Source organism: Colwellia sp. MB02u-6, from assembly GCF_014077095.1.
In the GTDB taxonomy this organism is placed as follows: domain Bacteria; phylum Pseudomonadota; class Gammaproteobacteria; order Enterobacterales; family Alteromonadaceae; genus Cognaticolwellia.
On sequence record NZ_JACGVG010000037.1, the window covers coordinates 93,794 to 117,706 of the forward strand.

Below are 23,913 nucleotides of genomic sequence, written 5' to 3' on the forward strand. Positions count from 1 at the left end.
ATGTATTTTAATCATTTTGGCTTAAGGGAATTACCCTTTACCCTGACCCCAAACACCAATTTTTATTTAGGCTTAGAATCTCACAACGAGGCACTAGCTGTGCTGTTTACCGCGCTAAAAACCGGTGAAGGTTTTATTAAAGTGGTGGGTGAAGTGGGTACAGGTAAAACCTTAATATGCCGCAAATTGTTAAATGAAATACCAGATAATTTTGTTACTGCTTATATTCCCAATCCCTATTTAGAGCCTGATGAGTTACGCCGTGCGGTAGCGGTTGAGTTAGGTGTTCAACAAGCACAAAGTATGTCGGTGCAGCTGTTAACTCAACGTATTCAGCAACGACTATTAGAGCTAAACAGTCAAGGTAATTCAGTGGTACTGATTCTTGATGAAGCGCAAGCGCTACCAGGTGAGAGTCTTGAGGCATTGCGCTTATTTACCAATATTGAAACCGAAACCCGCAAATTATTACAAGTGGTTTTATTTGCTCAGCCAGAATTAGATGAAAGGTTGGCTGAAAAGGCCTTTCGGCAATTAAAACAACGTATTACATTTTCTTATCAATTGCGTCCGCTGAATGCGTTTGAGGTTGAACATTATATTCAACATCGATTACAAGTGGCGGGCCATAACGGTGCTCCTTTATTTAGTCGGGCTTTGGCAAAAAAAGTGGCTAAGGTCAGTGGGGGTATTCCAAGGCTGGTCAATATTATTTGCCATAAAATGCTGATGCTTGCTTATGGCGAAGGTGGTTATCAACTTAGCAATAAACATTTAAGCCGAGCCATAGAAGATACTGAAGGTATGCAAGACAACACACCGGGGAAATTTTATCTCATTAGCTTAGTAATTGTGACCGTTTTAGCTGGCTTATACTTTTCGTGGGATATTTTGGGGACCTTGTTATGAGTGTCATTAACCAAATGTTAAAAGATTTAGATAAGCGTCAAAGTGAGCAGCAAAGTGCGGCTAATTTAGCGGTTTCTGGGCCAACAAAAAACTCAAATAGTAAGCTGATTCTAGTTATAGTTACTGCGATCATTATGTTGAATGTAGCGGGCATATTTAGCTGGCAACTTTACAGTGAAAACCAGCAATTAAGAATGCAAGTCCAGCAAGAAACTATGAGGTTGGCCAGAGAACAAAGTTTAGCGGCAGCCGAGAAAAATAAAATATCTGCTACAAAGCGATTAGAAGCTAAAGTGCCAATGGCTATGGTTACATCAAGCTTGCCAAGTTCAAACTCAAGCCCTAAAGATGACAGCACTTTAGAGAGTGATCTCCAGCAAAAAAATGAAAATAAAAGTAAAAGCAATAATATAGCCGCAAAAATGACAGAAAAAAATGCCGTATCTATAAAACCCTCACCCCTTCAAGCCACCGATAATAGCATTGAACCTGAGCCGGTTAATACAACACTGCAAGCTAAGCCAAGTTTAACTATTTCCCGCAGACAATTATCACCACAAGCCTTGGCAGCCAATAAAATTTCTGAAGCTGAGCAAGCTATGGAACGCAATAATCTGGCTAAAGCTGAAGCGTTATTTGAAGAAGTGCTGCTCGTTATGCCCGAGCATGAAACCGCACGTAAACAGTTAGCGGCCTTATGGTACGGTAAAAAGTCTTATCGAGATGCGATCAACCTGTTGTCGCAAGGTATTGCACTAGCACCACCAGCCCCAGAAATGCGCTTAATGAGTGCTCGAATTTACTACCAACAAGGTCAGGCAAGGCAAGCATACAATATACTACGGCCAATAAAAACCAGTGATAGTGCCGAAATACAAACACTATTAGCTAACACCTCGGCAGAGCTAAATGAGCATACCAGTGCCGTTAGCGCTTATCGAAAATTAATAACATTAGCGCCTGATGTAGGTCGATGGTGGTTAGGCGTTGCGGTTTCATTGGACAGTCTGGGCAATTTTGTGCCCGCAAGAGACGCTTATAAACAAGCAATAGCTCGCAATAATTTATCTAGCAGTGCGATGCAATTTGCTCGAGAACGCCTGATAGAGCTAGGAGAATAATATGGCAGCACCTAAATTAAAAATGCGTTTGGGCGACTTACTGGTTGACGAAAAAATCATCAGTAATGAGCAACTGTTGGAGGCGTTAAGCAGCCAAAAAATCAGTGGCCGAAAATTGGGTGGTGCTTTAATTGAGCTAGGCCATATTAACGAACAACAACTACTAGCGTTTTTTGCCCAACAACTCGATGTACCTTTTTTAGATATAAGCCAACGTAGAATTCCAGCTGAAGTGGCGATATTGTTACCTGAGGTGCACGCACGGCGTCTACGCGCTATTGTTATTGAAGATCAGGATGACGCTGTGCTAATCGGTATGAGCGATCCTGCTGATTTAAGTGCCCTTGACCAACTAGAGCAAATGTTAGCCCCAAAACGATTAAAACTGGCTGTGGTGATGGAGTCGCAACTCTTCAATGCCTTTGACGGTCTGTATCGACGCACCGCAGACATAGAGTCGTTTGCGAGTCAATTAGAGGAAGAATATGATCAAAGTAATAACTTTGATCTATCAAACAATTTTCTTGAAGAAGGCGGTGATGCAACGGTTGGCAAGTTATTACAGTCAGTGTTTGAAGATGCAGTGCAAATGCGTGCCTCTGATATTCATATTGAACCAGATGAAAACGCTCTGCGCATTCGCCAGCGTATTGATGGCGTGCTGCAAGAAAGTATCTTAAAAGAAAATAAAATTGCCTCTGCCATGGTCTTACGCTTAAAACTCATGGCCGGCTTAGACATCTCAGAAAAGCGTTTACCACAAGATGGTCGTTTTAATTTAAAAATTAAGGGCCATAATATCGACGTGCGTATGTCAACCATGCCAGTGCAATATGGTGAGTCTGTAGTTATGCGTTTACTGGATCAGTCAGCAGGTTTACTGTCGCTCAATGAGACTGGTATGCCAGAAGACTTTGTTAAACGCATTCGTCATCAAATTTCACGGCCACACGGCATGGTGCTGGTAACTGGCCCAACCGGTAGTGGTAAAACGACCACCTTGTATGCAGCATTAAGTGAACTTAATAAAGCCAGTAAAAAAATTATCACAGCAGAAGACCCGGTAGAATATCGCTTACCGCGGGTTAATCAGGTACAAATCAATAGTAAAATTAATCTGACCTTTTCCAGTGTATTACGTACCGCCTTACGACAAGATCCTGATATTCTTATGGTGGGTGAGATGCGCGATCAAGAAACCGTAGAAATTGGATTACGAGGCGCATTAACCGGTCACTTAGTGTTATCAACACTACATACCAATGATGCCATTACCAGTGCTTTACGTCTTTTAGATATGGGCGCGGCAGGATTTTTAGTCGGCAGTTCGCTGCGCGCTATTATCGCTCAGCGCTTAGTCCGTAAAGTGTGTGAAAGTTGCCGTCAAGCTTATCAACCCGAGCAACAAGAAATTATGTGGCTGTCTCATCTGGTTGACGAGGATATTAATGCCCTTAAGTTTAGCCATGGTCGAGGTTGTCAAACTTGCCAATACACCGGATATAAAGGCCGTATTGGTGTTTTTGAGCTATTAGAAATGAATGAGCCCATGATGGCGGCTTTAAAGCGTGATGACACCGAAGCTTTCACCCAAGCCGCTAAACAACATCCAGGGTTTAGGCCTTTAGCCTTAGCCGCATTCGACTACGCTAAACTCGGTGTCACCAGTGTTGAAGAAGTACTGCGTTTAGTAGAAACCTTTGATGTCACAGGATAAGTCATAATATTATGCCCGCATTTAATTATATTGGCCGAGATGCTAACGGTAGCCAAGTCAAAGGTGTTATTGAAGCGACAAACTCTGCTCTAGCGGCAGAGCAATTGTCTCGCAAAGCTATTATTCCCCTATCAATAGAAACAGCAAAACAGGCTAATGCAGCGGTTGCCAATAAAGATATTGATATCGAGGATTTATTAGGGCTTAATCAAGTTACCCTTGATGACGTGATTGTTTTTTGTCGACAAATGTATGCCTTGGTCAGATCAGGTGTGCCTATTTTAAGAGCCATTAAAGGCATGGCTGAAACGAGTAGCTCAGTAAAATTAAAGTCAGCGTTAATTGATATTTCAGCACAATTAGAAGGCGGCTTTCCCCTGTCGACAAGCTTGCACAAACACCCCAAAATATTTAATCCTTTATTTGTCTCATTAATCCATGTGGGCGAAAATACCGGTAATCTCGACGAAGCCTTTTTAAAGCTTGCTGGCTATTTTGAGCGCGAGCAAGAAACCCGAAAACGTATTAAAACCGCCTTACGCTATCCCAGCTTTGTGTTAATTGCCTTAGTGGCTGCGTTAGTTATTTTAAATATTTTTGTTATCCCCACGTTTGCCAATCTGTTCGCCAAACTAGGCGCAGATTTGCCTTGGGCAACAAAAATGCTCATTGGTAGCTCAAACTTTTTTCTCAATTATTGGCCACATATGCTAATAGCCAGTATTGCAGGTTTTTTTTCACTGAAACGTTATTTAGCCACACCGGATGGCATGTATGTCTGGGATAAACGCAAATTAACATTGCCGATTGTTGGCAGCGTTATTGAACGCTCAATTTTGTCACGCTTTGCCCACAGTTTTTCTATTATATTGCGTGCGGGTGTACCCATGACCACTGGCTTAACCCTAGTGGCTGACGCGGTTGACAATACTTACATGCGCGATAAGATTTTGGCGATGCGCAGCAGCATTGAAAGCGGCGAAAGTTTGTTACGTTCATCGGCGACCAGTGACTTATTTACCCCGTTGGTACTGCAAATGATCGCTGTTGGTGAAGAAACAGGCCGAGTTGATGAGTTATTAGCTGAAGTGGGTGACTACTACGAGCGTGAGGTAGATTACGAGCTAAGTACCTTAACCGCACGTATTGAACCTATTCTAATCGCCATAGTTGCCGCCATGGTGTTAGTACTAGCCTTAGGTATATTTAGCCCAATGTGGAATATGATGTCAGCCTTTCAAGGCAAGTAAGTTTATTTGTTATTAGGAGGCAAAGATCATGACATCATTACAAGTGGCTGAGAAAAATGAAAAATCATTAACCGAAATTTTAGTGGTGGTGGTGTTTGTCGGGTCATTGATGGCGAGTTTTATTTTTTACTTTTTTAAACAGCAAGAACAAATAAGCCAGGCCGGATTTTCATCAATAGCGCAAGTTTTTTCCGCGCGAGTCAATGGTATTCGTGGTCAATGGTTTATGGATTTAAAACCGCGTTTTGTTGGCCTTACCAGTCACCAAATTCAACCGGATGGCGGTCTTATAATACAAGTGCCAGTGAATAAATGGGGTTGGGTTGATAGCCATGAGGCAAATTTGCCGTGTCAAATTATTTGGCACTATGTGATGGAAGCCCCTTTGTTGTATATGAAGGATCCTATCAGTGCTGTTTTGGTTGAGCAGCAAAAGCAATTGCTGCCATATTGCCAATATAGTTTACCCAGTGGTAAGTATTTCACTTATCAGCGCCATAACGGCAAAGTCAGTAAAATTAAATTGACACATTAAGTTGGCATATTAAATGCTTATGAATAGCTATTGAACAGCAAGGTTTGTAGCCCTTAATAAGTATTTAGCGCATAATACGAATTATTTAGTTACATTGTTGACATTTAGTTGTTAAAATGACATCAATATCGTTAAGATAATCAAGTTGATATTATGATTGCCAAAACCTTAATAAAGCATTAAAAAACATCAAGAAAACATCAAGAAAACTTCAGGAAAACTTCAAGAGGTGGTTATGAATAAGCAGTCAGGCTTTACCCTTATAGAATTAGTGATTGTGGTGGTGATCTTAGGCTTTTTGGCGGTTACCGCAATTCCTAAGTTCCTCGACTTAACGGATCAAGCTAAACAAGCCAATATTGAAGGCATGGCTGGCGGTTTCGCTACAGCCGTTTCATTGGTGCGTGCTCAATGGGAGGCTGAAGGTCGTCCACAAAACACCACTGGCCAAAATATAGTAGATTATGATGGCACAGATTTAATTTTGACGATACAAGCGACCGATATTCGTCCCGGTTATGTGGTGTCTTCAAATACGGTGAGTCAAAATAATGGCGCCACATTAGGCAGTGACTTTACCGCGACTAACTGCGTGGATATATGGCAAAGTATTTTTCAACAACCACCGCGCTTAACTGACAGCATTAGCATATTAAACACTGACAGTAGCTTAAATTATCTAGCGGTTAAGTCGGGGTCGGCAGCAACAACCTTATGCCATTTTTATTTGAAAGAAACCTTAAGTAAAGATGTCAACAATGACTTTGCTGAACCAATAGCCAGTGCTTTAACCAGTACGGGCAACAGTTTTACTTACCAACCCGCTGATAGCTCAGTGGTTGTTTATATCAACAATAACAATAAATAATTAATAACAATCAACAATTCACAATAAATAATTAATAACAATTAATTATCAACAATAAAGGTTTATGTTATGAAGCAGTTAACAAATAATAGTTTTAGCAAGCAAAAAGGTTTTACCCTAATTGAATTAGTGGTCGTTATTGTTATTTTAGGTATTCTAGCGGCAACCGCGGCGCCTAAGTTTATTGATTTAACAACTGATGCACGAAGCTCTGTCATGAAAGGTGTACAAGGCAGTGTCAACAGTGCGATAAATTTAGCACACGCTAAAGCTTTGGTTGGGGCTCAAACGGGTGAAGCGGGCACGATTATAATTGGTAGTAAACATTACGCATTAGTTCATGGTTTTCCTGCCGTTGAGAGTTTAGGTACTTTAGGCGACGGCTCAAACGCAGAAAATGCTTTAGGTATACAAGGTCTTATTGAATTAGATAGTGGATCACAAATTGTGTTTAAAGAATATGTTACCAAGGCTGCTGTAGATGCTAATGCAAGTGTTCCAGGTGATACTGGTTCTGCTGAAGAAACAGCTAAGGGCTTTGTTCATACTGGCGCAACAGACGAAACAAAGTGCTCTTTAGCCTATGCAAATGCGGGAGATTCAGAAACGCCACCAGTAATAACGTCCAATTTTGATGACTGTTAAACTGATAGATTTATTTAAAGGAGAGCTAAGCTCTCTTTTTTTTTACCTGAATTTAATGACAAGGCCTAAAGTATTAAAACTAAATACACTAGTTAATGTTAATTTTGAACGTGGTGTGAAATGAAAATGCTGATGTATTTTTAAGACCAAGTAGATTAAGCTAAATACTAGCCATGTATTTAATGCTAAAGCTTTAACTGTGTTAGTACTTTCAGTTATTAATAGCTTGAGTTATTTAATAAAATCAGTAAAGGTAATTAATATGAATTCCAAAGGATTCACCTTAATCGAGCTGATTGTCGTTATTATAATTCTCGGCATTTTGGCCGCCATCGCCGCGCCTAAATTTATTAATTTAAACGCGGATGCACAAACGGCGACATTACAAGGTGTTAAGGCGACAATGCAAGCTGCTTCGGCTAAGGTCCATAGTAAGTCGTTAGTTAAAGGCAATCAAAAGGAGTTGAATAGTCACGTTAATATCGAAGAGGGTGGTGAGCTAGCTATTACTTTTGGTTATCCGCGAGCCAATACTGGCGATTGGCAACAATTGCTTAGTCTTGATGGCGCCGATTTTAACTATGATGAATTGGGAGATGTTATCGCTATCTATAGTAGTGATGTTTTGCCGCCAACGAGCTCAAACGACCCTTGTATAGTTTATTATGTTGAGCCTGTTAGTGCAGGCAGTGTACCGTCTTTTATAGTAAACGCCTGTATTTAGTGGGTTGGCTATAGTCATTGGTAGTGGGATAAATGTGAATAATGTTAATAATCTGAAAAATACACGCTTAAATCAAGGCTTCACTTTGATTGAACTGATTATCGTGATCATTATTTTGGGCATCCTCTCCCTGACAGTAGCCCCTAAATTTTTTACCGCTAAGGGCTTTTCTGAATACGGCTATCGTACCGATGTGATAGCGAAATTACGCTTAATTCAACTCAAGGCCATGCAACAAACTCAAGCCATATCTCAAGCCGATAACAGTTATTGCCACCGTGTATTGATAACTGATACAAAGTTAGGCACGCCTGATGACTGTGATGACACACCAAGTTTTGACAGTACATGGCAAGATAGCGCCACAAAAGTGAAGATAGCTGACCAAGACAATGTCACCTTTTCTTCCTGGGATGAAAATAATATAACTAACGATAGCTTTTCATTCGACAGTATGGGCCGGCCGTCCTGTGCTGCTGCTCCTTGTCAAATTACCATCACCATTACCGGTGAGCAGGCTATCAGTGTGCAAATAGAGTCAGAAGGTTATATTCATGCGCTTTAAGCAAAAGTTATCCCCAACAGTAATGCTGCCCAGTAAAGTATCACAGCAAGGTTTCACCCTCATTGAAATCATTGTCGGTATTGTGGTGTTATCAATTGCCTTTTCAATATTTACCAGCTTAATTTACCCGTTAGCTAATCAAAGTGCTAAGCAAGTGCATCAAATTAAAGCCGCAGAACTTGGCCAGTCGATGATCAATGAAATTATTGCTAAAGCCTTTGATGAAAACTCTGATATGGCGGGTGGTATCTATCGCTGTGGTGAAGATAGTAATAATGATGGCGAAATTAAACTCGCTGACGATGAAACCTGTACCGAGTCTGTAAATTTAGGCCCTGATAATACAGAAACAAGAAAAAATTTTGACGATGTTGATGACTATAATGACTTATCAATAAGGGAAAATTCGTTGGGTGACCCTCTAAATGATATCTATGTTGGTTATCAAATTATCGTTCAGGTGATCAACGATAGTGATTACGATGGCGACCATGACGAGGATGATAACGAATATACCGCTAAGCTTATTAGGGTAACCATCACCACGCCACAAGATTTCGATTTTGTTTTTGCTGTCTATCGGGCGAATTTTTAATGTCGGGCTCTAAAAATAATCTTAAACTTAAACATCAACCTAAGCATCAAGCTAAAAACCAGCAGGGTTTTACTTTAATTGAGCTAGTCACCGTGATTGTGATATTGGGTGTGTTGGCGACCGGTATTAGCTCGTTTCTTCGCTTTGGCGTGCAAAGTTATACCCATGCTGCTGACAGAGATGCCTTAATCTCTAGCGCAAGATTCGTGGTGGAGCGGCTTAATCGTGAAGTCAGAAACGCATTACCTAATAGCATTCGTACTATCGGTGGCGATAATAATCCATGCTTAGAGTTTGTGCCCATCAATAAAAGCGTTAATTATCTTGATATTCCTGTGGCACCAGAAGCCCCAAGTAATAGTGTTGATGTACTTATGTTGCAAGGCGATTTATCATCTACCACACAATATGTGTCTGTTTATGCGTTAAATAGCGACGATATATATGATAAAAAAGCCGGGGTTATTGAAGAATTTTCAACAGTAGCTAATTCGGGCTTTAGGGACGTTCCATCAACAATTAGCTTTGCTAACAGTGTTATATTTAAAGAAGAATCGCCAACCGAACGTTTGTATTTTATTGGCTCACCAGTAAGTTATTGTGTTGAAGATCAAGCTATTTATCGTTACCAAACTTATGGTTTTGGCAGTTACGATAGCGATGGTAAGCCACTTATCACCGATACTACTGAGAAAGTCTTGATGGCAGAATATGTTGATAATTATTCATTGCCTGGTATAGACACCGAGTTTCCCTTTCAAACCAGCCCAGCGACGTTACAACGAAATGGCTTAGCACTTATCAGGTTGAAGTTTGCTCGTAACCTAGAAGAAATTGTCTTTAATAATGAGATACAGGTGCCTAATGTTCCATAAACAATCGTTTAGACTCACAAAATTGCCTCGCAAATTGCTTAGCCAATCAGGGAAGCCTCGATACTCAAAGCAACAAGCGGGTAGCGCCTTAGTTATCGCTATTTTTGTGGTTATTGCTTTGTCAGCACTCGGTGCCGCTTTAGTGAAAATGTTAGACTCGAGCCAAGAAAGTGTTGCCTATGAAGTATTAGGAACACGGGCTTATACGGCAGCACAGAGTGGCTTACAGTGGCAGTTGGCTAAAGTATTTCCGTTAAACAGCCCGGCTATCGCTTGTGCTGATATTGATAATCCACCCCCCGACAATCCCACCCCCCCTAGTTTTAATCATACGCTGGGCTTAGCGCAGTGTGAAGTTAGCGTTAGCTACACTAGCTTTAAACACGCTGATATTTGTTATTACTCAATCACTGCCGAGGGCACCTGTGCTATTGGCAGCGAATCCACCTCAAGAAAAATAGCGGTCGAAGCCCGTAGCCTTAGCTCGCTTTGATTTTATATCAAATGCTTGGTAGCGGGCTATTTAATAGCTAGAGATAGGATTGAAGGAAAGCAGACTATCAAGAGCAAGCATGAGAGCATGAGTTAAAAGCGATCCGTAAAATTGAAACTTAACTCGCATTTCACCCTACTTACTAAGATAACACTTTCCGCCATTTTAAAGGCTAAATATAAGCTTGAGTTGGTTAAAAACTGTTCAGTATTTTAGTTTTAATAATAGTCACAATACCAATTTAGCTAACGCCATTTACATCTAAGAGGATCAAGTCGGGCTTAAACATCCTACTAATATTTTACACCACCTACCTATGCTGTGTTAGCGTAAATTTTTACGATGACTACCTAAGTGCCAGATTAAATTTTGGGATTTATCACGCTAATGACCGAATTATCTCATAGCACGCAGTCAGCAATTAATATCACTGTTGGCTAACATCAGAGATTTATTTAATTCAACGGAGATAATGTTGATTAAATTATCTTTTTTAGTTAAATAATCTCAATATTTCATCATATTTTGTCATTGAAATAACACAAGCGCGATAGTCTGCGCTATGATAGCGTGTTAACAGTAAAAAATATCATTTGTCAGCTAATCTGTAGCGGGCAAATTAAGCACAATAATATTCTGGCAATTTGTTGCCTAGGTTATGTTTAAAGGACATTTCGACAATATGTTTAAGAAATTACGCGGCATGTTTTCTAACGATTTATCAATTGACTTAGGAACCGCAAATACCCTTATTTATGTAAAAGACCAAGGTATTGTTTTGAATGAGCCCTCAGTTGTGGCCATTCGACAAGACCGCTCTGGTGGCTCTAAAAGTGTTGCTGCAGTCGGTACGGCAGCCAAACAAATGTTAGGTCGCACCCCTGGAAATATTGAAGCCATTCGTCCGATGAAAGATGGCGTTATTGCTAACTTTTTTGTGACTGAAAAAATGTTGCAGTACTTCATTAAACAAGTACACAGCAATAATTTTTTACGACCCAGCCCACGTGTTTTAGTTTGTGTGCCTTGCGGCTCAACGCAAGTTGAACGACGTGCTATTCGTGAATCAGCCATAGGTGCTGGTGCGCGTGAAGTGTATTTGATTGATGAGCCTATGGCGGCAGCAATTGGCGCAGGTATGCCAGTGTCAGAAGCAACGGGTTCCATGGTGGTTGATATTGGTGGTGGTACCACTGAAGTTGGCATTATTTCTCTAAACGGTGTGGTTTATTCTTCTTCTGCGCGCATCGGCGGTGATAAATTTGACGATGCTATTATTAACTATGTACGTCGTAACTTCGGTAGTTTAATTGGTGAAGCAACTGCTGAGCGCATTAAGCATGAAATTGGCTCTGCCTACCCTGGCGACGAGGTACTTGAAATTGAAGTGCGTGGGCGCAATTTAGCAGAAGGTGTGCCACGTAGTTTCACTTTAAACAGCAATGAAATTTTAGAAGCGCTACAAGAACCCTTAACCGGTATTGTCAGTGCGATTATGGTGGCATTAGAGCAATCGCCACCTGAACTAGCCTCTGATATTTCAGAGCGTGGTATGATTTTAACCGGTGGCGGCGCCCTGTTAAGAGGTATCGATCGCTTACTGATGGAAGAAACCGGTATTCCGGTTGTGGTTGCTGATGACCCACTGACTTGTGTAGCTCGTGGTGGTGGTAAGGCCATTGAAATGATAGATATGCACGGTGGCGATTTATTTTCCTACGAGTAGCATACTAATTATTTATCGCCATTTTGCCTAATTACCTTATCGAATGTACTCATTGATTAGCGTCAACTTCGTGCATTTTCTGGATAGTTAAAGCCAATGGCGATAAATAAAATAGCATTTATACAAGTTTAATTTATGAACCCTATATTTAAGCATGGACCATCTCCTGTGCACCGACTTGTTTTGGTGCTGCTTTGTTCTGCAGCATTAATATTTTTTGATCATAAAATGAATAGTTTTGAGCCTGCTCGAGGCTTTTTGCAATCACTGGTCAGCCCATTACAGTATTTGGCTACCGCGCCAAAACAAATGATGAACTGGGCGGCAGATAATATGACCACTCGTCGTCAACTCCTCGCCGATAATCAACAATACAAAATCAACGAGTTAGTCTTTCATGAGCAAGCTTTACAATTAGATATTGTTCAGCGTGAAAATAATCGACTTAGAGCCTTGCTCGCTTCCCCCTTGCGTGGTGATGCTAAAAAAATGGTGGCAGAAATTCTTAGCGTCGACAGCGACCCTTATACTCATCAAGTGGTGATAAACCGTGGTGCTAACGACGGCGTTTATGAAGGACAGGTGGTCATTGATGATGAAGGGATTGTTGGCCAAATATTGCATGTGGGTACCACAAGTAGCCGTGTGTTATTGATCACTGATATTACCCACGGTGTGCCAGTAAGAATAAGCCGTAATGGACTTAGACTTATTGCCACTGGCGGCGGTGTTATTGATCGCTTAACCCATAATTATGTCCCTCACAGTAGTGATATTCGTACGGGTGATTTATTAGTGACTTCAGGCTTAGGCAGTAAATTCCCTGAAGGATATCCGGTAGCAAAAGTTACTGGCGTTATTCAAGATGAATCACGCGCTTTTTCTCAAATTCAAAGCCAGCCAGTAGCCAAAATAGATCGTTTACGTTATGTTTTATTATTGTGGCCAGAGCAGAATAATCTTCAAGAGTCTAATGAAAGTAAAACATTGCCCGCAGAAAAGGCCAAGATTAAATGAGTATTGTTAGTCGTTTAATTATGTTTTTAACGCTATTAGTTTCACTGCTCGCCAGTATTATGCCGTTACCACTGAGCGTTGATGCTTTTCGTCCTGATTGGGTATTGGTTGTTTTACTTTACTGGTGTTTGGCATTGCCCTCGCGCGTTAATGTTATTTCAGCTTGGGTTATGGGCTTTATTCTTGATGTTTTACTGGGCTCTACTTTAGGTGTACATGCCGGCGCTATGGCGATTAGTGTTTATATTGTTGCTGGCAATTTTCAGAAAATACGTAATTTTTCTGTTTGGCAGCAAGCATTGATTATTGGTGTGTTATCAGCGTTATATCACTTAATTGTTTTTTGGTTACAACGATTTTTAACTGACGCTGTGTTTTTACCCAGTTATTTATATCCGGTGTTTACCACCATTATCCTCTGGCCCTGGGCTTTTTTACTCTTACGTAAAATAAGACGAAACTTTAGAATAACATAATATGTCTACTACTTTGATTTTGGCGTCACAATCACCGCGCCGAAAAGAACTACTTCAACAACTGGGCTACGACTTTGTCTGTGTACCTGCAGATCTTGATGAAACTGTACTTGCAGCAGAAAAACCTGAGCAGTATGTCGCACGTTTGGCATTAGCAAAAGCCGGTGTCATTGCCAAGCAATATGCTGATGATGTCGTGGTACTTGGCTCTGATACTAGTGTGGTCTTTGGTCAGCATATATTAGGTAAACCTGAATCTCTTGCCGATTGTCTCACTATACTTAAGATGCTGTCTGGACATACTCATCAGGTAGTTACGGCGATTGCTGCAGTAAAAGGTGAACGTCTTGAGGTGGTTGTGGTCAGTACTGAAGTGGACTTTAAAAACCTCACCGAACAAGAAATAAAGCGCTATTGGCAAACAGGCGAACCACAAGATAAAGCCGGTGCCTATGGTATTCAAGGCATTGCAGGACAATTTGTCAAACAAATTCGTGGTAGTTATTCTGCGGTTGTTGGCTTACCTTTATATGAAACAGCACAGCTGTTATCAGCATTTGGCGTAGCATCGTCAATGACACAAGCATAAATAGGAATCGATATGAGCGGTGAATTACTTATCAATGTTACGCCAAGTGAAACGCGAGTAGCGTTAATCGAAAATGGTTCACTACAAGAAGTCCATGTTGAACGTGAAACTCGGCGTGGCTTAGTCGGCAATATTTATCTGGGTAAAATTATTCGTGTTTTACCCGGTATGCAAGCGGCCTTTGTTGATATTAATCTTGGCAAAGCGGCTTTTTTACATGCCTCAGATATCAATTCGAAACTCATTTTAAATGAAGATAGCAATAGTGAACAAGTACCTGATATTAGAAATTTGGTGCACGAGGGTCAGCATATTGTGGTGCAAGTTGTTAAAGATCCTATGGGCACCAAAGGTGCACGACTCACCACAGATATTACCATCGCGGCACGTTATTTAGTGTTAATGCCTAACGCTAGCCACGCGGGAATATCACAGCGTATTGATGACCCCGCAGAGCGAAACCGTCTGAAATCGATCGTTACGCCCTATTGTTCAAAAGAGCATGGCTTTATTGTTCGCACCGCAGCTGAAGGTGCCAATATTGAAGAACTACAACACGATGCTGAGTTTTTGCGTCGCGTTTGGGCAAAAGTTGTTGAGCGAAAAGAGCGTAAACAAACCAAAGATCCTATCTATCAAGATCTATCGCTAGCATTTCGTGTGCTGCGCGATTTTGTTGGTGCCTCACTTGAGCGTATTCGTATTGATTCAAAACTTACTTATGAACAATTACTTGAATTTACCACTGAATTTGTCCCCAAGTTAGCCCCCGTGTTGGAATGTTACCCGGGCGAACGACCTATTTTTGATTTGTTTAACGTTGAAAACGAAATACAGCGCTCATTACATCGAAAAATTGAATTGAAATCAGGGGGATCTTTGATCATAGATCAAACTGAAGCCATGACCACTATTGATATTAATACCGGTGCTTTTGTTGGACATCGTAATTTAGAAGAAACGATTTTTAATACTAACATTGAGGCAACACAAGCGATTGCTCGACAGCTTAGATTAAGAAACCTCGGTGGTATTATCATCGTTGATTTTATTGATATGAATATAAAAGACCATCAGCGCCGTGTTTTACATAGTTTAGATATGGCGATGGCGAAAGATAATGTTAAATACAGTTTGTCAGATTTCTCTGCATTAGGCCTGGTGGAAATGACCCGAAAACGAACGCGTGAAAGCCTAGAGCATATTTTATGTGGTGAGTGTGAAGTATGTCATGGTCGTGGTTATGTGAAGACAGTTGAAACTGTGTGTTTTGAAATTCTACGAGAAATTGTCCGGGTCAATCGCGCTTATGACGCGGATAAGTTTATTGTTTACACCTCATCATCGGTGAGTGAATCATTAGAAAATGACGAGTATCATAATTTGGCCGAGCTTGAAGTCTTCATCGGCAAGCAGATTAAAGTACAGACTGAAACCCTGTATAGTCAAGAGCAATTTGATGTGGTTATGATGTGAGCCTGTTTTGTGTTTATGCTTTGAATCAGCAGATCAAGTTTAAAGCACAGTGAGTATGTAGGTCGCATTTAAGCGGTCAATTTGATGGAGAAAAACTCGACGTGACCTGTGCAAGCAGCATAGGTATTGTTTGCTTCCTTCCTATCAGTGAATAAAGTGTATTGGTAAAATATTAATGAGTGTTTCCACGTTCTTAAATAGATGGCTCAAACGTCTGTATAAACTATTAGCAATTTTGTTAGTAGCTTTTGCTGTGTCGATTAGTCTATTGCGCTTATTTTTACCCTATGCACATAATTATCGCCAAACGGTCGAAGATTACCTCAACAACAGCTATAACAGTAACATCTCTATTGGCTCGTTAAGCATGGGCTGGGGGCAGTTAGGCCCAACATTGATCACCCAACAAGTTGAGCTTTTGTCTAATGACAACAGTAAAATATACCTTGATAGCTTAGCGGTTGAATTAGACTTTTGGCGCAGTATGCGCTCAGGGAAACTGGTTACGCAAGACTTTGTTATCTCGGGCGCAGAATTAATATTTGAACAAGCGGCACTGGCTAACTCCGCCGAAGAAATCTCTAGCAATGAAGCGGATAATAAAGACTTAATAACGTCACTTTCCTCAATATTACTTGAACAAATTTCTCTTTTTTCGATTCGTGACAGCCATGTGCTTTATCATACCCTTGCTGGAGTGCGAGCCTTCACCATTAATGAAATGTTTTGGACAAACGAAAACAATCAGCATAGAGCTAACGGTACTATTATCGTGGACGGTTTAAGCTCTAATAATTTAAAAGTGTTGTTAGATTTTCAAGGGCCAAGGTTTGATCAACTCAGTGGTCAAGCCTATTTAGAAGCCAATGACATTGATATTACCCCTTGGTTAGGGAAAGTTCTAGCGATTAAGGATGCCAACACTCACTCAGCGATTAATTTTAGTGCTTGGTTAAAGCTTAATACGGGTAAGCCCGAGTTTATCCAGGTCGCTCTTGGTGATAATGAAATCACTTGGCAACATCAGGGTAAAGCGCAAAAATTTGAGATTATAGGTGGTGATTTTCAAATAAAAATCTTAGACGAATTAGTGTTTAATCTAGCAAGCTCACCATTAACTGTTAAACGTAATGGTAGGGAAACTAATAAAATATCCTTGATGGTCAAGGCTAATGGTACCCATATCAATGGTTATATTAATGCTATCGAGCTGGCCAGTTTTGCCGGCGTATCACCGCTATTAGTTGACGACGTTAGGCTTGAAAAACTATTACTAGACCTTGACCCGGTTGGCCGAGTTGAAGAGATTCATTTTCGCAGTACTGCGGATAATTTCGCTATAACAGCAGAATTTAGCGATGTTGACAGCCATTTTAGTCAAGGTATTCCTGGCATTGACAATGTCAGTGGTGAATTAGTCTATGCTAATAATCAGCTGCAAATATCATTAAGTGCTGTTGATGGCGCACTCGATTTCGATAAACATTTTAAATACCCTATTCCTTACACTCGCTTAACGAGTGTGATCAATGCAAAATTTTCAGCGGATGACTGGCAATTTTCGGTTGAAAATATAGAATTTAACTCGCCACAGCTGAGTTTAAGAGCAGACGTAAAAATAAATAGTGTTAAAGACCAAGCGACAACAATGTCACTCTTGGCGAGTGCGAGTCAAGGTAATACAGCGTTTGCTGAATATTTTTATCCCCATTTATTAATGGGTGAGGCTTTGGTGAACTACTTAAATGGCGCGATCGTTGATGGTGAGATTAAGCAGGCTTTAGTGTTATTTAATGGGCCATTAAATAACTTTCCATTTAACCACCGTGAAGGTGTTTTTGTTGTTGACGCTGAGTTGTCTCAAAGTACATTTAAATTTGACCCACAGTGGCCGGCGATTGAAAACTTCGCCGCGAACTTAAACTTCACCAATAATAGTATGCTTATTACCGGTAGAGAAGGTACCTTGTCGGGTATCGATGTTACCGGTGTTCAAGCCGCTATTGCTGAGTTAGCAGGTAGTCAAGTATTAACGGTTGACGCCGACTTTACTCAAACCAAGCCACAATTAGTGCAGCAACTTATGGCGGCGAGTCCAATGCAAAAAACGATTGGTGTAACATTAGAGCAGGTGGTGGTTTCAGCACCGATTAATGGTGATTTCTCTTTAACATTACCGTTAAATAATCCTGCAGCTGTTATCGCTAAAGGTCATGTTGAGTTTAAAAATAATCATCTCGCGTTACAAGTACCGCGAATGGATTTTAGCCAAGTTAATGGCCGTTTAGACTATCATAATGATTTCATCACTGTTTCGGGTATTGAGCTTGATTGGCGCGGTATGCCGTTAACTATTAATGTTACCGCTGAACAAAAGCCTGAGCACTATAACGTTAGTATTGAAACACTAGGTCAGTGGCAAACTAGCCAATGGCAAAGACAATTGCCTGATGAATTAGTGAAATATGCTGACGGTAAAATAGATTGGCAAGGTCTGCTAGCACTGAATATTAGTGATGATAAATTTAACTATGATTACCAAATACACTCGACCTTAGATGAGGTGAATTTAGCCTTACCCGCACCCTTTAGTAAGAGCATAGGCGAACAAGTTGTGGTGAAAGTTCACGCCTTTGGCAATAGGTTTAATAGCACCATAGACGCTGATATTGGCGATGAACTAGGTTTTTACGCTTTACTGGAACATCAAAAAACGCGCTTTTCATCCGCGCATTTAGTGCTAGGCAAGCAGACCTTAGGGCCACCAATTTCAGGCTTTCATATTAGCGCTGATGTAGACCAAGCAAATTATCAGCAATGGCAGCCTTTAGTGTTAGATATTTTGGCGGCGGTTGAGCCCACACCAGACAAGTTAAATCCATCAGCAGTGCCATCAGATAAAAAGACCTATGAGCAGAGCTTATTATCAGCTCCTGATAAAATACAGGGTCAGGTTGGCAATTTAATGGTTTATGATAAAAATTTTCAGCAAGTCAATTTTGACTTTATACCTGAGTTGGATGGATGGCTGCTCAATATTAATGCTAAAGAACTAAAAGGCTCAGCTAAGTTTTATCCAGACTGGCATCAGCAAGGTATAGACATTAATGCAGATTTTGTTCATTTAACCCGTGCTAAAAATGAGTTAGTGCCAGCAGAGAGTATTGACGCTTTGGTTGATAGCACTTCGGTTGATAAAACTGTCACTGATGAAAATCTAATCGATAAAGCACAGGTTACTGAGGATATAAAACCGGGTAACACAGCATCAGTAAAACTAACGCCAATTCAAGAAGTTGAGTCAGGGGTTGGTGAAGTAAAGCAAACTCAACAAAGTAACAAGGCGACTGAATCTGAGCCCATAAACTCAATTGAACAACCAGTATCGCCACCAATTGACACTGTGAAAAATACAGAAATTTTTGCTAATGTGCCACCACTCAAGGTGACCTGTGCAAGTTGCCAGTATGATAATTATGATTTTGGTAAGGTAAGTTTTACGGTAGAGCGAGCAGAAGAAAATACGCTATTATTAAAAAACTTCACCGCTAAACGCGGTAATAATGCGTTGGCATTTAACGCTCAGTGGCAACAAGACAATGTGGGGTCAAATACTCGTGTTACTGGCACATTAGCGACTGATAATGTGGCGGGCGAAATAGCGCAGTTAGGGTACGTTTCGATTATAAAAGATAGTGGTGTCGAGATGAAATACGAGCTTGATTGGCAGGGTGGCCCACATGACTTTTTAACGGCGACGCTTAATGGCGAGCTATCAACAACCTTTGATGATGGTTATTTGGCTGATGTTGATGATAAAGGTGTGCGTATTTTATCCTTGTTAAGTTTGCAGTCACTGGTGCGTAAACTTAGTTTTGATTTTAGAGATATTTTTAGTGATGGTATGTTTTATAGTGAGCTAAAAGGTAGCTTTATGGTAAAAAATGGCGTGGCATATACTGATAATGTCGAGATGAATGGCACTGCCGGTGATTTAACCATAGTGGGTAATACCAATTTAAATAATGGTAACCTTGACTATCGGATGTCATATAAACCAAATTTAACCTCTAGTTTGCCGGTATTAGCTTGGATTGCGACACTAAATCCCGTAACCTTTTTAGCGGGCATGGCACTGGATGAAGTGATCACCTCTACGGTAATTGCTGAAATTAATTTTGAAGTAACAGGAAACTTAGACGACCCACAATTTAAACAAGTCAGTCGTAAAAATCAAAATATCAGCGTTGGCCGCTCTTCACCGCCTAAAATAATTGAAAATATTTCAGAAGATGCTGCTAAAATCAAGGCTTCAGAGCCGCCTAAAAAACAACCTTTTTAGTGGGATTTGGATGGATGATATAGATGGAGAACATTGATTAATAATGATGGGCAATAAAATAATGCAAATTTGTGCGATACAAATGTCTTCTAATACCTGTGTTGAAGACAATATTACTGATATTGAACAGCAATTAGCTACCTTAGAACCAGCGCAACAACAACTGGTTTTGTTGCCTGAATGCTGTTTATTTTTCGGTGGTAAAGATAAAGCGCAACTGGCGTTGGCAAAAGAAAACCAGCAAAGCAATGGCCTAAAAGCTCGGCTTGGAAAACTGGCAATAAAATATAATGTTTTTCTTGTGGCGGGCAGTATTCCGGTACTATCAAACCAGCCAGAAAAATTTACTAACAGTTGTTTTGTTTTCTCCCCTGAAGGCCAAGAACTTGGGGGGTATGATAAAATTCACTTGTTTGATGTTGCGGTGCAAGACAACGAAAAAAATTACTGTGAGTCTCGTTATGTCAAAGCTGGTGATCATGTTAGCGTAGTGAATATTGCTGGCGTTAATGTTGGTTTGTCAATTTGTTATGATCTGCGCTTTCCGGCACTATTTCGCCAGTTATGCCAGCAAGGGGCAAAAATTATTACCGTACCCAGTGCTTTTACACGGGTAACGGGTGCTGCACACTGGCAAACATTACTGCAGGCGCGTGCGATTGAAAATCAAGTTTATATTGTTGCTGCAGGGCAAGAAGGTGTGCATTTAAATGGCCGGGAAACTTGGGGCCACAGTATGATCATTAGTCCATGGGGCGAAATATTGGCTCAGCTTGATACCTCAAAAGGTATTATTTGTGCTGATTACCAAGAACAAGAATTAGACAAGGTGCGTAAAGCTATGCCTGTTGCCACTCATAATCGTTTTAAAAATAAGTTGATGTCGTATGAATAATGTTGAGATAGAGCTTTTAGCCAATAGTGAAATTGATCAAAGTATGCTGATGGATACCTTGGATAACATTTTCCAACGTAAAGTCGATTTAGCGGATTTATATTTTCAATCCAGTAGCCATGAATCATGGATGTTGGAAGACGGTATAGTCAAAGAAGGCTCTTATAACATCGAACGCGGTGTCGGTGTACGTGCTATATCAGGCGAAAAAACTGGCTTTGCCTACTCGGATGATATTTCGCCCAGCGCATTAAAAAAAGCAGCTGATGCGGCGAAAGGCATCGCTAATGCTGAAAAGTCTGCGCGAGTGCAAGTTTTTGATGGCAAAAAAATGCAGCAAAACCCCGCTCAATATCAGGCGATAGATCCACTGGCTAGTTTGCCTCAAGAGCAAAAAATAACCTTATTGCACGAAGTAGAGGCTCATGCACGCAGTGTTGATAAACGGGTTAAACAAGTGATTGTTAACTTGTCAGGTATTTATGAAAAAATATTGGTGGCAGCTAGTGATGGCACTTATGCTACCGATATACGACCATTAGTACGGCTTAATTGTTCGGTGTTAGTTGAAGAAAACGGTAAGCGAGAGCGCGCTAGTTCCGGTGGTGGTGCGCGGACAGATTATAGTTATTTCTTTGAGTTAGAACATAATAAACCACGTTATTTAGCCTATGCAGAAGAAGCCGTTCGCCAAGCATTAGTTAACTTAGTCGCGATTGATTCACCGGCAGGATTATTACCGGTAGTGCTGGGTGCTGGATGGCCAGGGGTATTACTACATGAAGCGGTTGGTCATGGTTTAGAAGGTGACTTTAACCGTAAAGGCTCTTCAGCATTTTCGGGAAAAATCGGCCAAAAAGTGACCTCTGATTTATGTACTATTGTGGATGATGGCACTATGGCAAATCGTCGTGGTTCGATCAGTATTGATGACGAAGGTACGCCAGGGCAGTACAATGTGCTGATTGAAAAAGGTGTTCTCAAAGGTTACATGCAGGATAAACACAATGCCGGTTTAATGGGCGTAAAACCCACAGGTAACGGCCGACGTGAATCCTACGCACACTTACCTATGCCGCGCATGACCAACACTTATATGTTGGCAGGTGAGCATAAGCCTGAAGATATTATCAAATCAGTGAAAAAAGGTATTTACGCCCCCAATTTTGCTGGTGGGCAGGTTGATATTACCTCGGGTAAATTTGTTTTCACGAGTTCAGAAGCGTATTTAATTGAAGATGGCGAAATTACCTCACCCATAAAAGGCGCTACTTTAATTGGCAGTGGTCCTGAAGCGATGAAGAACGTCAGCATGGTGGGTAATGACTTGAAACTAGATGCTGGTGTGGGTGTTTGTGGTAAAGACGGTCAAAGCTTGCCAGTTGGTGTTGGTCAACCGACTTTGAAAATTGATCAAATGACGGTGGGTGGTACGCAATAACACCGGTCTAAAGTGCTACTTTAACGACTTAAAAAAAAAGCCCTTTCGGGCTTTTTTTTTAAGTGATGAGAAAAATTAAGAATCTTTGAGGCGAATACCTTTTGCTTCAATGGTAATTTTACCGTTTTTCATTAAATTACCTACGGTGGCCTTAAAGGTTTTTTTACTGACCCCTAAAATACGCTTGATTAATTCTGGGTCACTTTTATCATGTAACGGACTAAAACCGTCATGCTCTGCAATATGAGCTAATAATACTTCACTAAAGTCTTTAACTTTACCTTCGCCTGGGCGGGTCAATGATAAATCAATACGACCATCTTCACGTACTTGCTTGATATAGCCAGTTATCTTTTTACCTGTGCGCAGTGGCTTAAATATTTCATTATCGTAAAGTAAGCCCCAGTGCAGATCATTAATAATCGCTTTAAAGCCCAAGTCAGTTTTGGTGGCAATGGTTAATGTTACTTTATCCCATTTTTGATATTCAGCTGGCCAAATATCAATAAACTTATCTAACTTACTTGAGGCGACTAAACGGTCAGTTTTTAGATCGAGAAAGATCCTAACAAGATAATACTTGCCTGCTTCCATCGGGGTATGTTGTTGGTTATAAGGGACCAGCAAATCTTTAGGTAAGCCCCAATCTAGAAAGGCACCCATTTTATTTACTTGGCTAACTTTTAACGAGACAAATTCATCAACTTCCGCTAATGGCTTTTCCGTTGTTGCTACGATTCTATCTGCAGTATCTGCATAGATAAAAACCTTAACTTCACTACCCACTTGGCAATTTTCAGGCACAAAGCGATTAGGTAATAATAGCTCACCTAATTCATTTGCATTTAAATATGCGCCATTGTCAGTAATTGCTACTACAGGAAGAGTGTTGTATTTGCCGATGCTTGCCATGTGAATTCTTGAGGTCAGTTAACTTGCGGCTATAATAACCGATTTGTCCGCAAGTTAACTATAACTTTCAATGCTGGGACTAATTTTTATTTAACTGTGCTGCTTTTAATTGCATATTTAGTTTGGTTTGAATGTATTCGCTATGTCGTAAATGCAATAAATCGGCAATCTTACGAATAATGTGCTCCTCAATGCTATCGAGTTCGCCATCGGCATAAGCGACCTGCCATAGAAGCTCTATCATTTTTACTCGCTGTTCAAGGCTGTAATTGTCGTTGATTTTAGAGGTAAATTGATAAAAATCTGTGGCGTGTTCACAGAGTAAGAGCGAGTGCTTTATGATCTCCGTGACTTCATCGCCAGTTAATTGAAATTGGTTGGCAATAATATCCTTGAGTTTTTGTTGTTCAGCTTTATCAAGTTGACCATCGGCAAGCATAACCTCACATAACAATACACTACAGGCAATCTCTAAGCTTAACTGATCTGCTTGCTGATCATTTTCTTCGCCTAATAATTGGAAAAAGGCACTAATTTTTGACAACATAAATTACTCTCTTTTTTGATGATGAATACTAATGTACTTACTTTTAGCTGCAAGTGCTTAATTAACTTATTTTAATAAAAAATTGTCACCCTGAGTATGCATAGCTTACCTCAAGTGCGTTGGTTGCGGATAATTAAGCTACTAACAAGGACGGTAGTATTGTTAATGCTAAGTTTTTACCTTTGTTGTTAGTGA

General features: G+C 40.5%; 22 protein-coding genes. 20 read left to right on the forward strand and 2 right to left on the reverse strand.

The window, feature by feature from the left end; translation table 11 throughout:
- The 20 genes from H4J46_RS14350 (at position 1) to tldD (ending at position 22,259) form a co-directional block, all read left to right on the forward strand.
- A complete protein-coding gene (locus H4J46_RS14350; RefSeq protein WP_182234136.1) occupies positions 1–909 on the forward strand; it encodes an ExeA family protein in 909 nt (302 codons plus the stop codon).
- A complete protein-coding gene (locus H4J46_RS14355) occupies positions 906–2,030 on the forward strand; it encodes a lipopolysaccharide assembly protein LapB (protein WP_182234137.1) in 1,125 nt (374 codons plus the stop codon). The genes H4J46_RS14350 and H4J46_RS14355 overlap by 4 nt, the downstream gene beginning before the upstream one ends.
- A gap of 1 nt (position 2,031) precedes the next feature.
- The gene (locus H4J46_RS14360) at positions 2,032–3,747 is read left to right on the forward strand and encodes a GspE/PulE family protein (protein WP_182234138.1); all 1,716 of its coding nucleotides are present in this window, start codon (positions 2,032–2,034) and stop codon (positions 3,745–3,747) included.
- An 11-nt stretch (positions 3,748–3,758) separates the two neighbouring features.
- Positions 3,759–4,997 carry a type II secretion system F family protein gene (locus H4J46_RS14365; RefSeq protein ID WP_182234139.1) on the forward strand — a complete coding sequence of 413 codons (1,239 nt, stop codon included), beginning with the start codon at positions 3,759–3,761 and terminating at the stop codon, positions 4,995–4,997.
- A 28-nt stretch (positions 4,998–5,025) separates the two neighbouring features.
- On the forward strand, positions 5,026–5,532 hold the full coding sequence (locus tag H4J46_RS14370; protein WP_182234140.1) for a hypothetical protein: 507 nt from the start codon (positions 5,026–5,028) through the stop codon (positions 5,530–5,532).
- A 235-nt stretch (positions 5,533–5,767) separates the two neighbouring features.
- Positions 5,768–6,400, forward strand: a complete 633-nt coding sequence (locus tag H4J46_RS17550; RefSeq protein ID WP_182234141.1) for a prepilin-type N-terminal cleavage/methylation domain-containing protein — start codon at positions 5,768–5,770, stop codon at positions 6,398–6,400.
- A gap of 69 nt (positions 6,401–6,469) precedes the next feature.
- On the forward strand, positions 6,470–7,045 hold the full coding sequence (locus H4J46_RS17555) for a Tfp pilus assembly protein FimT/FimU (protein ID WP_182234142.1): 576 nt from the start codon (positions 6,470–6,472) through the stop codon (positions 7,043–7,045).
- A gap of 262 nt (positions 7,046–7,307) precedes the next feature.
- Positions 7,308–7,769, forward strand: a complete 462-nt coding sequence (locus H4J46_RS17560) for a prepilin-type N-terminal cleavage/methylation domain-containing protein (protein ID WP_182234143.1) — start codon at positions 7,308–7,310, stop codon at positions 7,767–7,769.
- Between the two features lie 34 nt (positions 7,770–7,803).
- The gene (locus H4J46_RS17565) at positions 7,804–8,334 is read left to right on the forward strand and encodes a prepilin-type N-terminal cleavage/methylation domain-containing protein (RefSeq protein WP_310650247.1); all 531 of its coding nucleotides are present in this window, start codon (positions 7,804–7,806) and stop codon (positions 8,332–8,334) included.
- A complete protein-coding gene (locus tag H4J46_RS14395) occupies positions 8,324–8,929 on the forward strand; it encodes a prepilin-type N-terminal cleavage/methylation domain-containing protein (RefSeq protein WP_259365885.1) in 606 nt (201 codons plus the stop codon). The genes H4J46_RS17565 and H4J46_RS14395 overlap by 11 nt, the downstream gene beginning before the upstream one ends.
- A complete protein-coding gene (locus H4J46_RS14400) occupies positions 8,929–9,804 on the forward strand; it encodes a PilW family protein (RefSeq protein ID WP_182234144.1) in 876 nt (291 codons plus the stop codon). Before H4J46_RS14395 ends, H4J46_RS14400 begins: the two co-directional genes overlap by 1 nt.
- On the forward strand, positions 9,794–10,297 hold the full coding sequence (locus H4J46_RS14405) for a pilus assembly PilX N-terminal domain-containing protein (protein WP_182234145.1): 504 nt from the start codon (positions 9,794–9,796) through the stop codon (positions 10,295–10,297). The genes H4J46_RS14400 and H4J46_RS14405 overlap by 11 nt, the downstream gene beginning before the upstream one ends.
- 682 nt (positions 10,298–10,979) lie before the next feature.
- Positions 10,980–12,023, forward strand: coding sequence for a rod shape-determining protein (locus H4J46_RS14410; RefSeq protein WP_182234146.1), 1,044 nt, complete (start codon positions 10,980–10,982; stop codon positions 12,021–12,023).
- A gap of 135 nt (positions 12,024–12,158) precedes the next feature.
- A complete protein-coding gene (mreC, locus tag H4J46_RS14415; RefSeq protein WP_182234147.1) occupies positions 12,159–13,040 on the forward strand; it encodes a rod shape-determining protein MreC in 882 nt (293 codons plus the stop codon).
- Positions 13,037–13,516 carry a rod shape-determining protein MreD gene (gene mreD, locus H4J46_RS14420; protein ID WP_182234148.1) on the forward strand — a complete coding sequence of 160 codons (480 nt, stop codon included), beginning with the start codon at positions 13,037–13,039 and terminating at the stop codon, positions 13,514–13,516. The genes mreC and mreD overlap by 4 nt, the downstream gene beginning before the upstream one ends.
- A gap of 1 nt (position 13,517) precedes the next feature.
- On the forward strand, positions 13,518–14,105 hold the full coding sequence (locus H4J46_RS14425) for a nucleoside triphosphate pyrophosphatase (RefSeq protein WP_182234149.1): 588 nt from the start codon (positions 13,518–13,520) through the stop codon (positions 14,103–14,105).
- Positions 14,106–14,117: 12 nt separating this feature from the next.
- Positions 14,118–15,581, forward strand: a complete 1,464-nt coding sequence (rng, locus tag H4J46_RS14430; protein ID WP_182234150.1) for a ribonuclease G — start codon at positions 14,118–14,120, stop codon at positions 15,579–15,581.
- Positions 15,582–15,756: 175 nt separating this feature from the next.
- The gene (locus H4J46_RS14435; protein ID WP_182234151.1) at positions 15,757–19,923 is read left to right on the forward strand and encodes a YhdP family protein; all 4,167 of its coding nucleotides are present in this window, start codon (positions 15,757–15,759) and stop codon (positions 19,921–19,923) included.
- Between the two features lie 43 nt (positions 19,924–19,966).
- The gene (locus H4J46_RS14440; protein ID WP_259365886.1) at positions 19,967–20,818 is read left to right on the forward strand and encodes a carbon-nitrogen hydrolase family protein; all 852 of its coding nucleotides are present in this window, start codon (positions 19,967–19,969) and stop codon (positions 20,816–20,818) included.
- Positions 20,811–22,259, forward strand: coding sequence for a metalloprotease TldD (tldD, locus tag H4J46_RS14445; RefSeq protein WP_182234152.1), 1,449 nt, complete (start codon positions 20,811–20,813; stop codon positions 22,257–22,259). Before H4J46_RS14440 ends, tldD begins: the two co-directional genes overlap by 8 nt.
- A gap of 75 nt (positions 22,260–22,334) precedes the next feature.
- Here the strand turns inward: tldD and H4J46_RS14450 are convergent, their stop codons facing one another.
- Complete coding sequence (locus H4J46_RS14450; RefSeq protein WP_182136631.1) at positions 22,335–23,171, reverse strand: S1 RNA-binding domain-containing protein; 837 nt, start codon at positions 23,169–23,171, stop codon at positions 22,335–22,337.
- Between the two features lie 79 nt (positions 23,172–23,250).
- Positions 23,251–23,718 carry a TerB family tellurite resistance protein gene (locus tag H4J46_RS14455; protein WP_182234153.1) on the reverse strand — a complete coding sequence of 156 codons (468 nt, stop codon included), beginning with the start codon at positions 23,716–23,718 and terminating at the stop codon, positions 23,251–23,253.
- Positions 23,719–23,913: the final 195 nt, after the last annotated feature.

Coding starts and splice junctions, on each gene's coding strand:
- H4J46_RS14405 (WP_182234145.1), top strand. CDS start 9,794: ATGTTCCATAAACAATCGTTTAGACTCACAAAATTGCCTCGCAAATTG.
- H4J46_RS17555 (WP_182234142.1), top strand. CDS start 6,470: ATGAAGCAGTTAACAAATAATAGTTTTAGCAAGCAAAAAGGTTTTACC.
- H4J46_RS17560 (WP_182234143.1), top strand. CDS start 7,308: ATGAATTCCAAAGGATTCACCTTAATCGAGCTGATTGTCGTTATTATA.
- mreD (WP_182234148.1), top strand. CDS start 13,037: ATGAGTATTGTTAGTCGTTTAATTATGTTTTTAACGCTATTAGTTTCA.
- mreC (WP_182234147.1), top strand. CDS start 12,159: ATGAACCCTATATTTAAGCATGGACCATCTCCTGTGCACCGACTTGTT.
- H4J46_RS14455 (WP_182234153.1), bottom strand. CDS start 23,718: ATGTTGTCAAAAATTAGTGCCTTTTTCCAATTATTAGGCGAAGAAAAT.
- H4J46_RS14395 (WP_259365885.1), top strand. CDS start 8,324: ATGCGCTTTAAGCAAAAGTTATCCCCAACAGTAATGCTGCCCAGTAAA.
- H4J46_RS14410 (WP_182234146.1), top strand. CDS start 10,980: ATGTTTAAGAAATTACGCGGCATGTTTTCTAACGATTTATCAATTGAC.
- H4J46_RS14350 (WP_182234136.1), top strand. CDS start 1: ATGTATTTTAATCATTTTGGCTTAAGGGAATTACCCTTTACCCTGACC.
- H4J46_RS14425 (WP_182234149.1), top strand. CDS start 13,518: ATGTCTACTACTTTGATTTTGGCGTCACAATCACCGCGCCGAAAAGAA.
- H4J46_RS14435 (WP_182234151.1), top strand. CDS start 15,757: ATGAGTGTTTCCACGTTCTTAAATAGATGGCTCAAACGTCTGTATAAA.
- H4J46_RS14440 (WP_259365886.1), top strand. CDS start 19,967: ATGATGGGCAATAAAATAATGCAAATTTGTGCGATACAAATGTCTTCT.
- tldD (WP_182234152.1), top strand. CDS start 20,811: ATGAATAATGTTGAGATAGAGCTTTTAGCCAATAGTGAAATTGATCAA.
- H4J46_RS14400 (WP_182234144.1), top strand. CDS start 8,929: ATGTCGGGCTCTAAAAATAATCTTAAACTTAAACATCAACCTAAGCAT.
- H4J46_RS14450 (WP_182136631.1), bottom strand. CDS start 23,171: ATGGCAAGCATCGGCAAATACAACACTCTTCCTGTAGTAGCAATTACT.
- rng (WP_182234150.1), top strand. CDS start 14,118: ATGAGCGGTGAATTACTTATCAATGTTACGCCAAGTGAAACGCGAGTA.
- H4J46_RS14365 (WP_182234139.1), top strand. CDS start 3,759: ATGCCCGCATTTAATTATATTGGCCGAGATGCTAACGGTAGCCAAGTC.
- H4J46_RS14355 (WP_182234137.1), top strand. CDS start 906: ATGAGTGTCATTAACCAAATGTTAAAAGATTTAGATAAGCGTCAAAGT.
- H4J46_RS14370 (WP_182234140.1), top strand. CDS start 5,026: ATGACATCATTACAAGTGGCTGAGAAAAATGAAAAATCATTAACCGAA.
- H4J46_RS17550 (WP_182234141.1), top strand. CDS start 5,768: ATGAATAAGCAGTCAGGCTTTACCCTTATAGAATTAGTGATTGTGGTG.
- H4J46_RS14360 (WP_182234138.1), top strand. CDS start 2,032: ATGGCAGCACCTAAATTAAAAATGCGTTTGGGCGACTTACTGGTTGAC.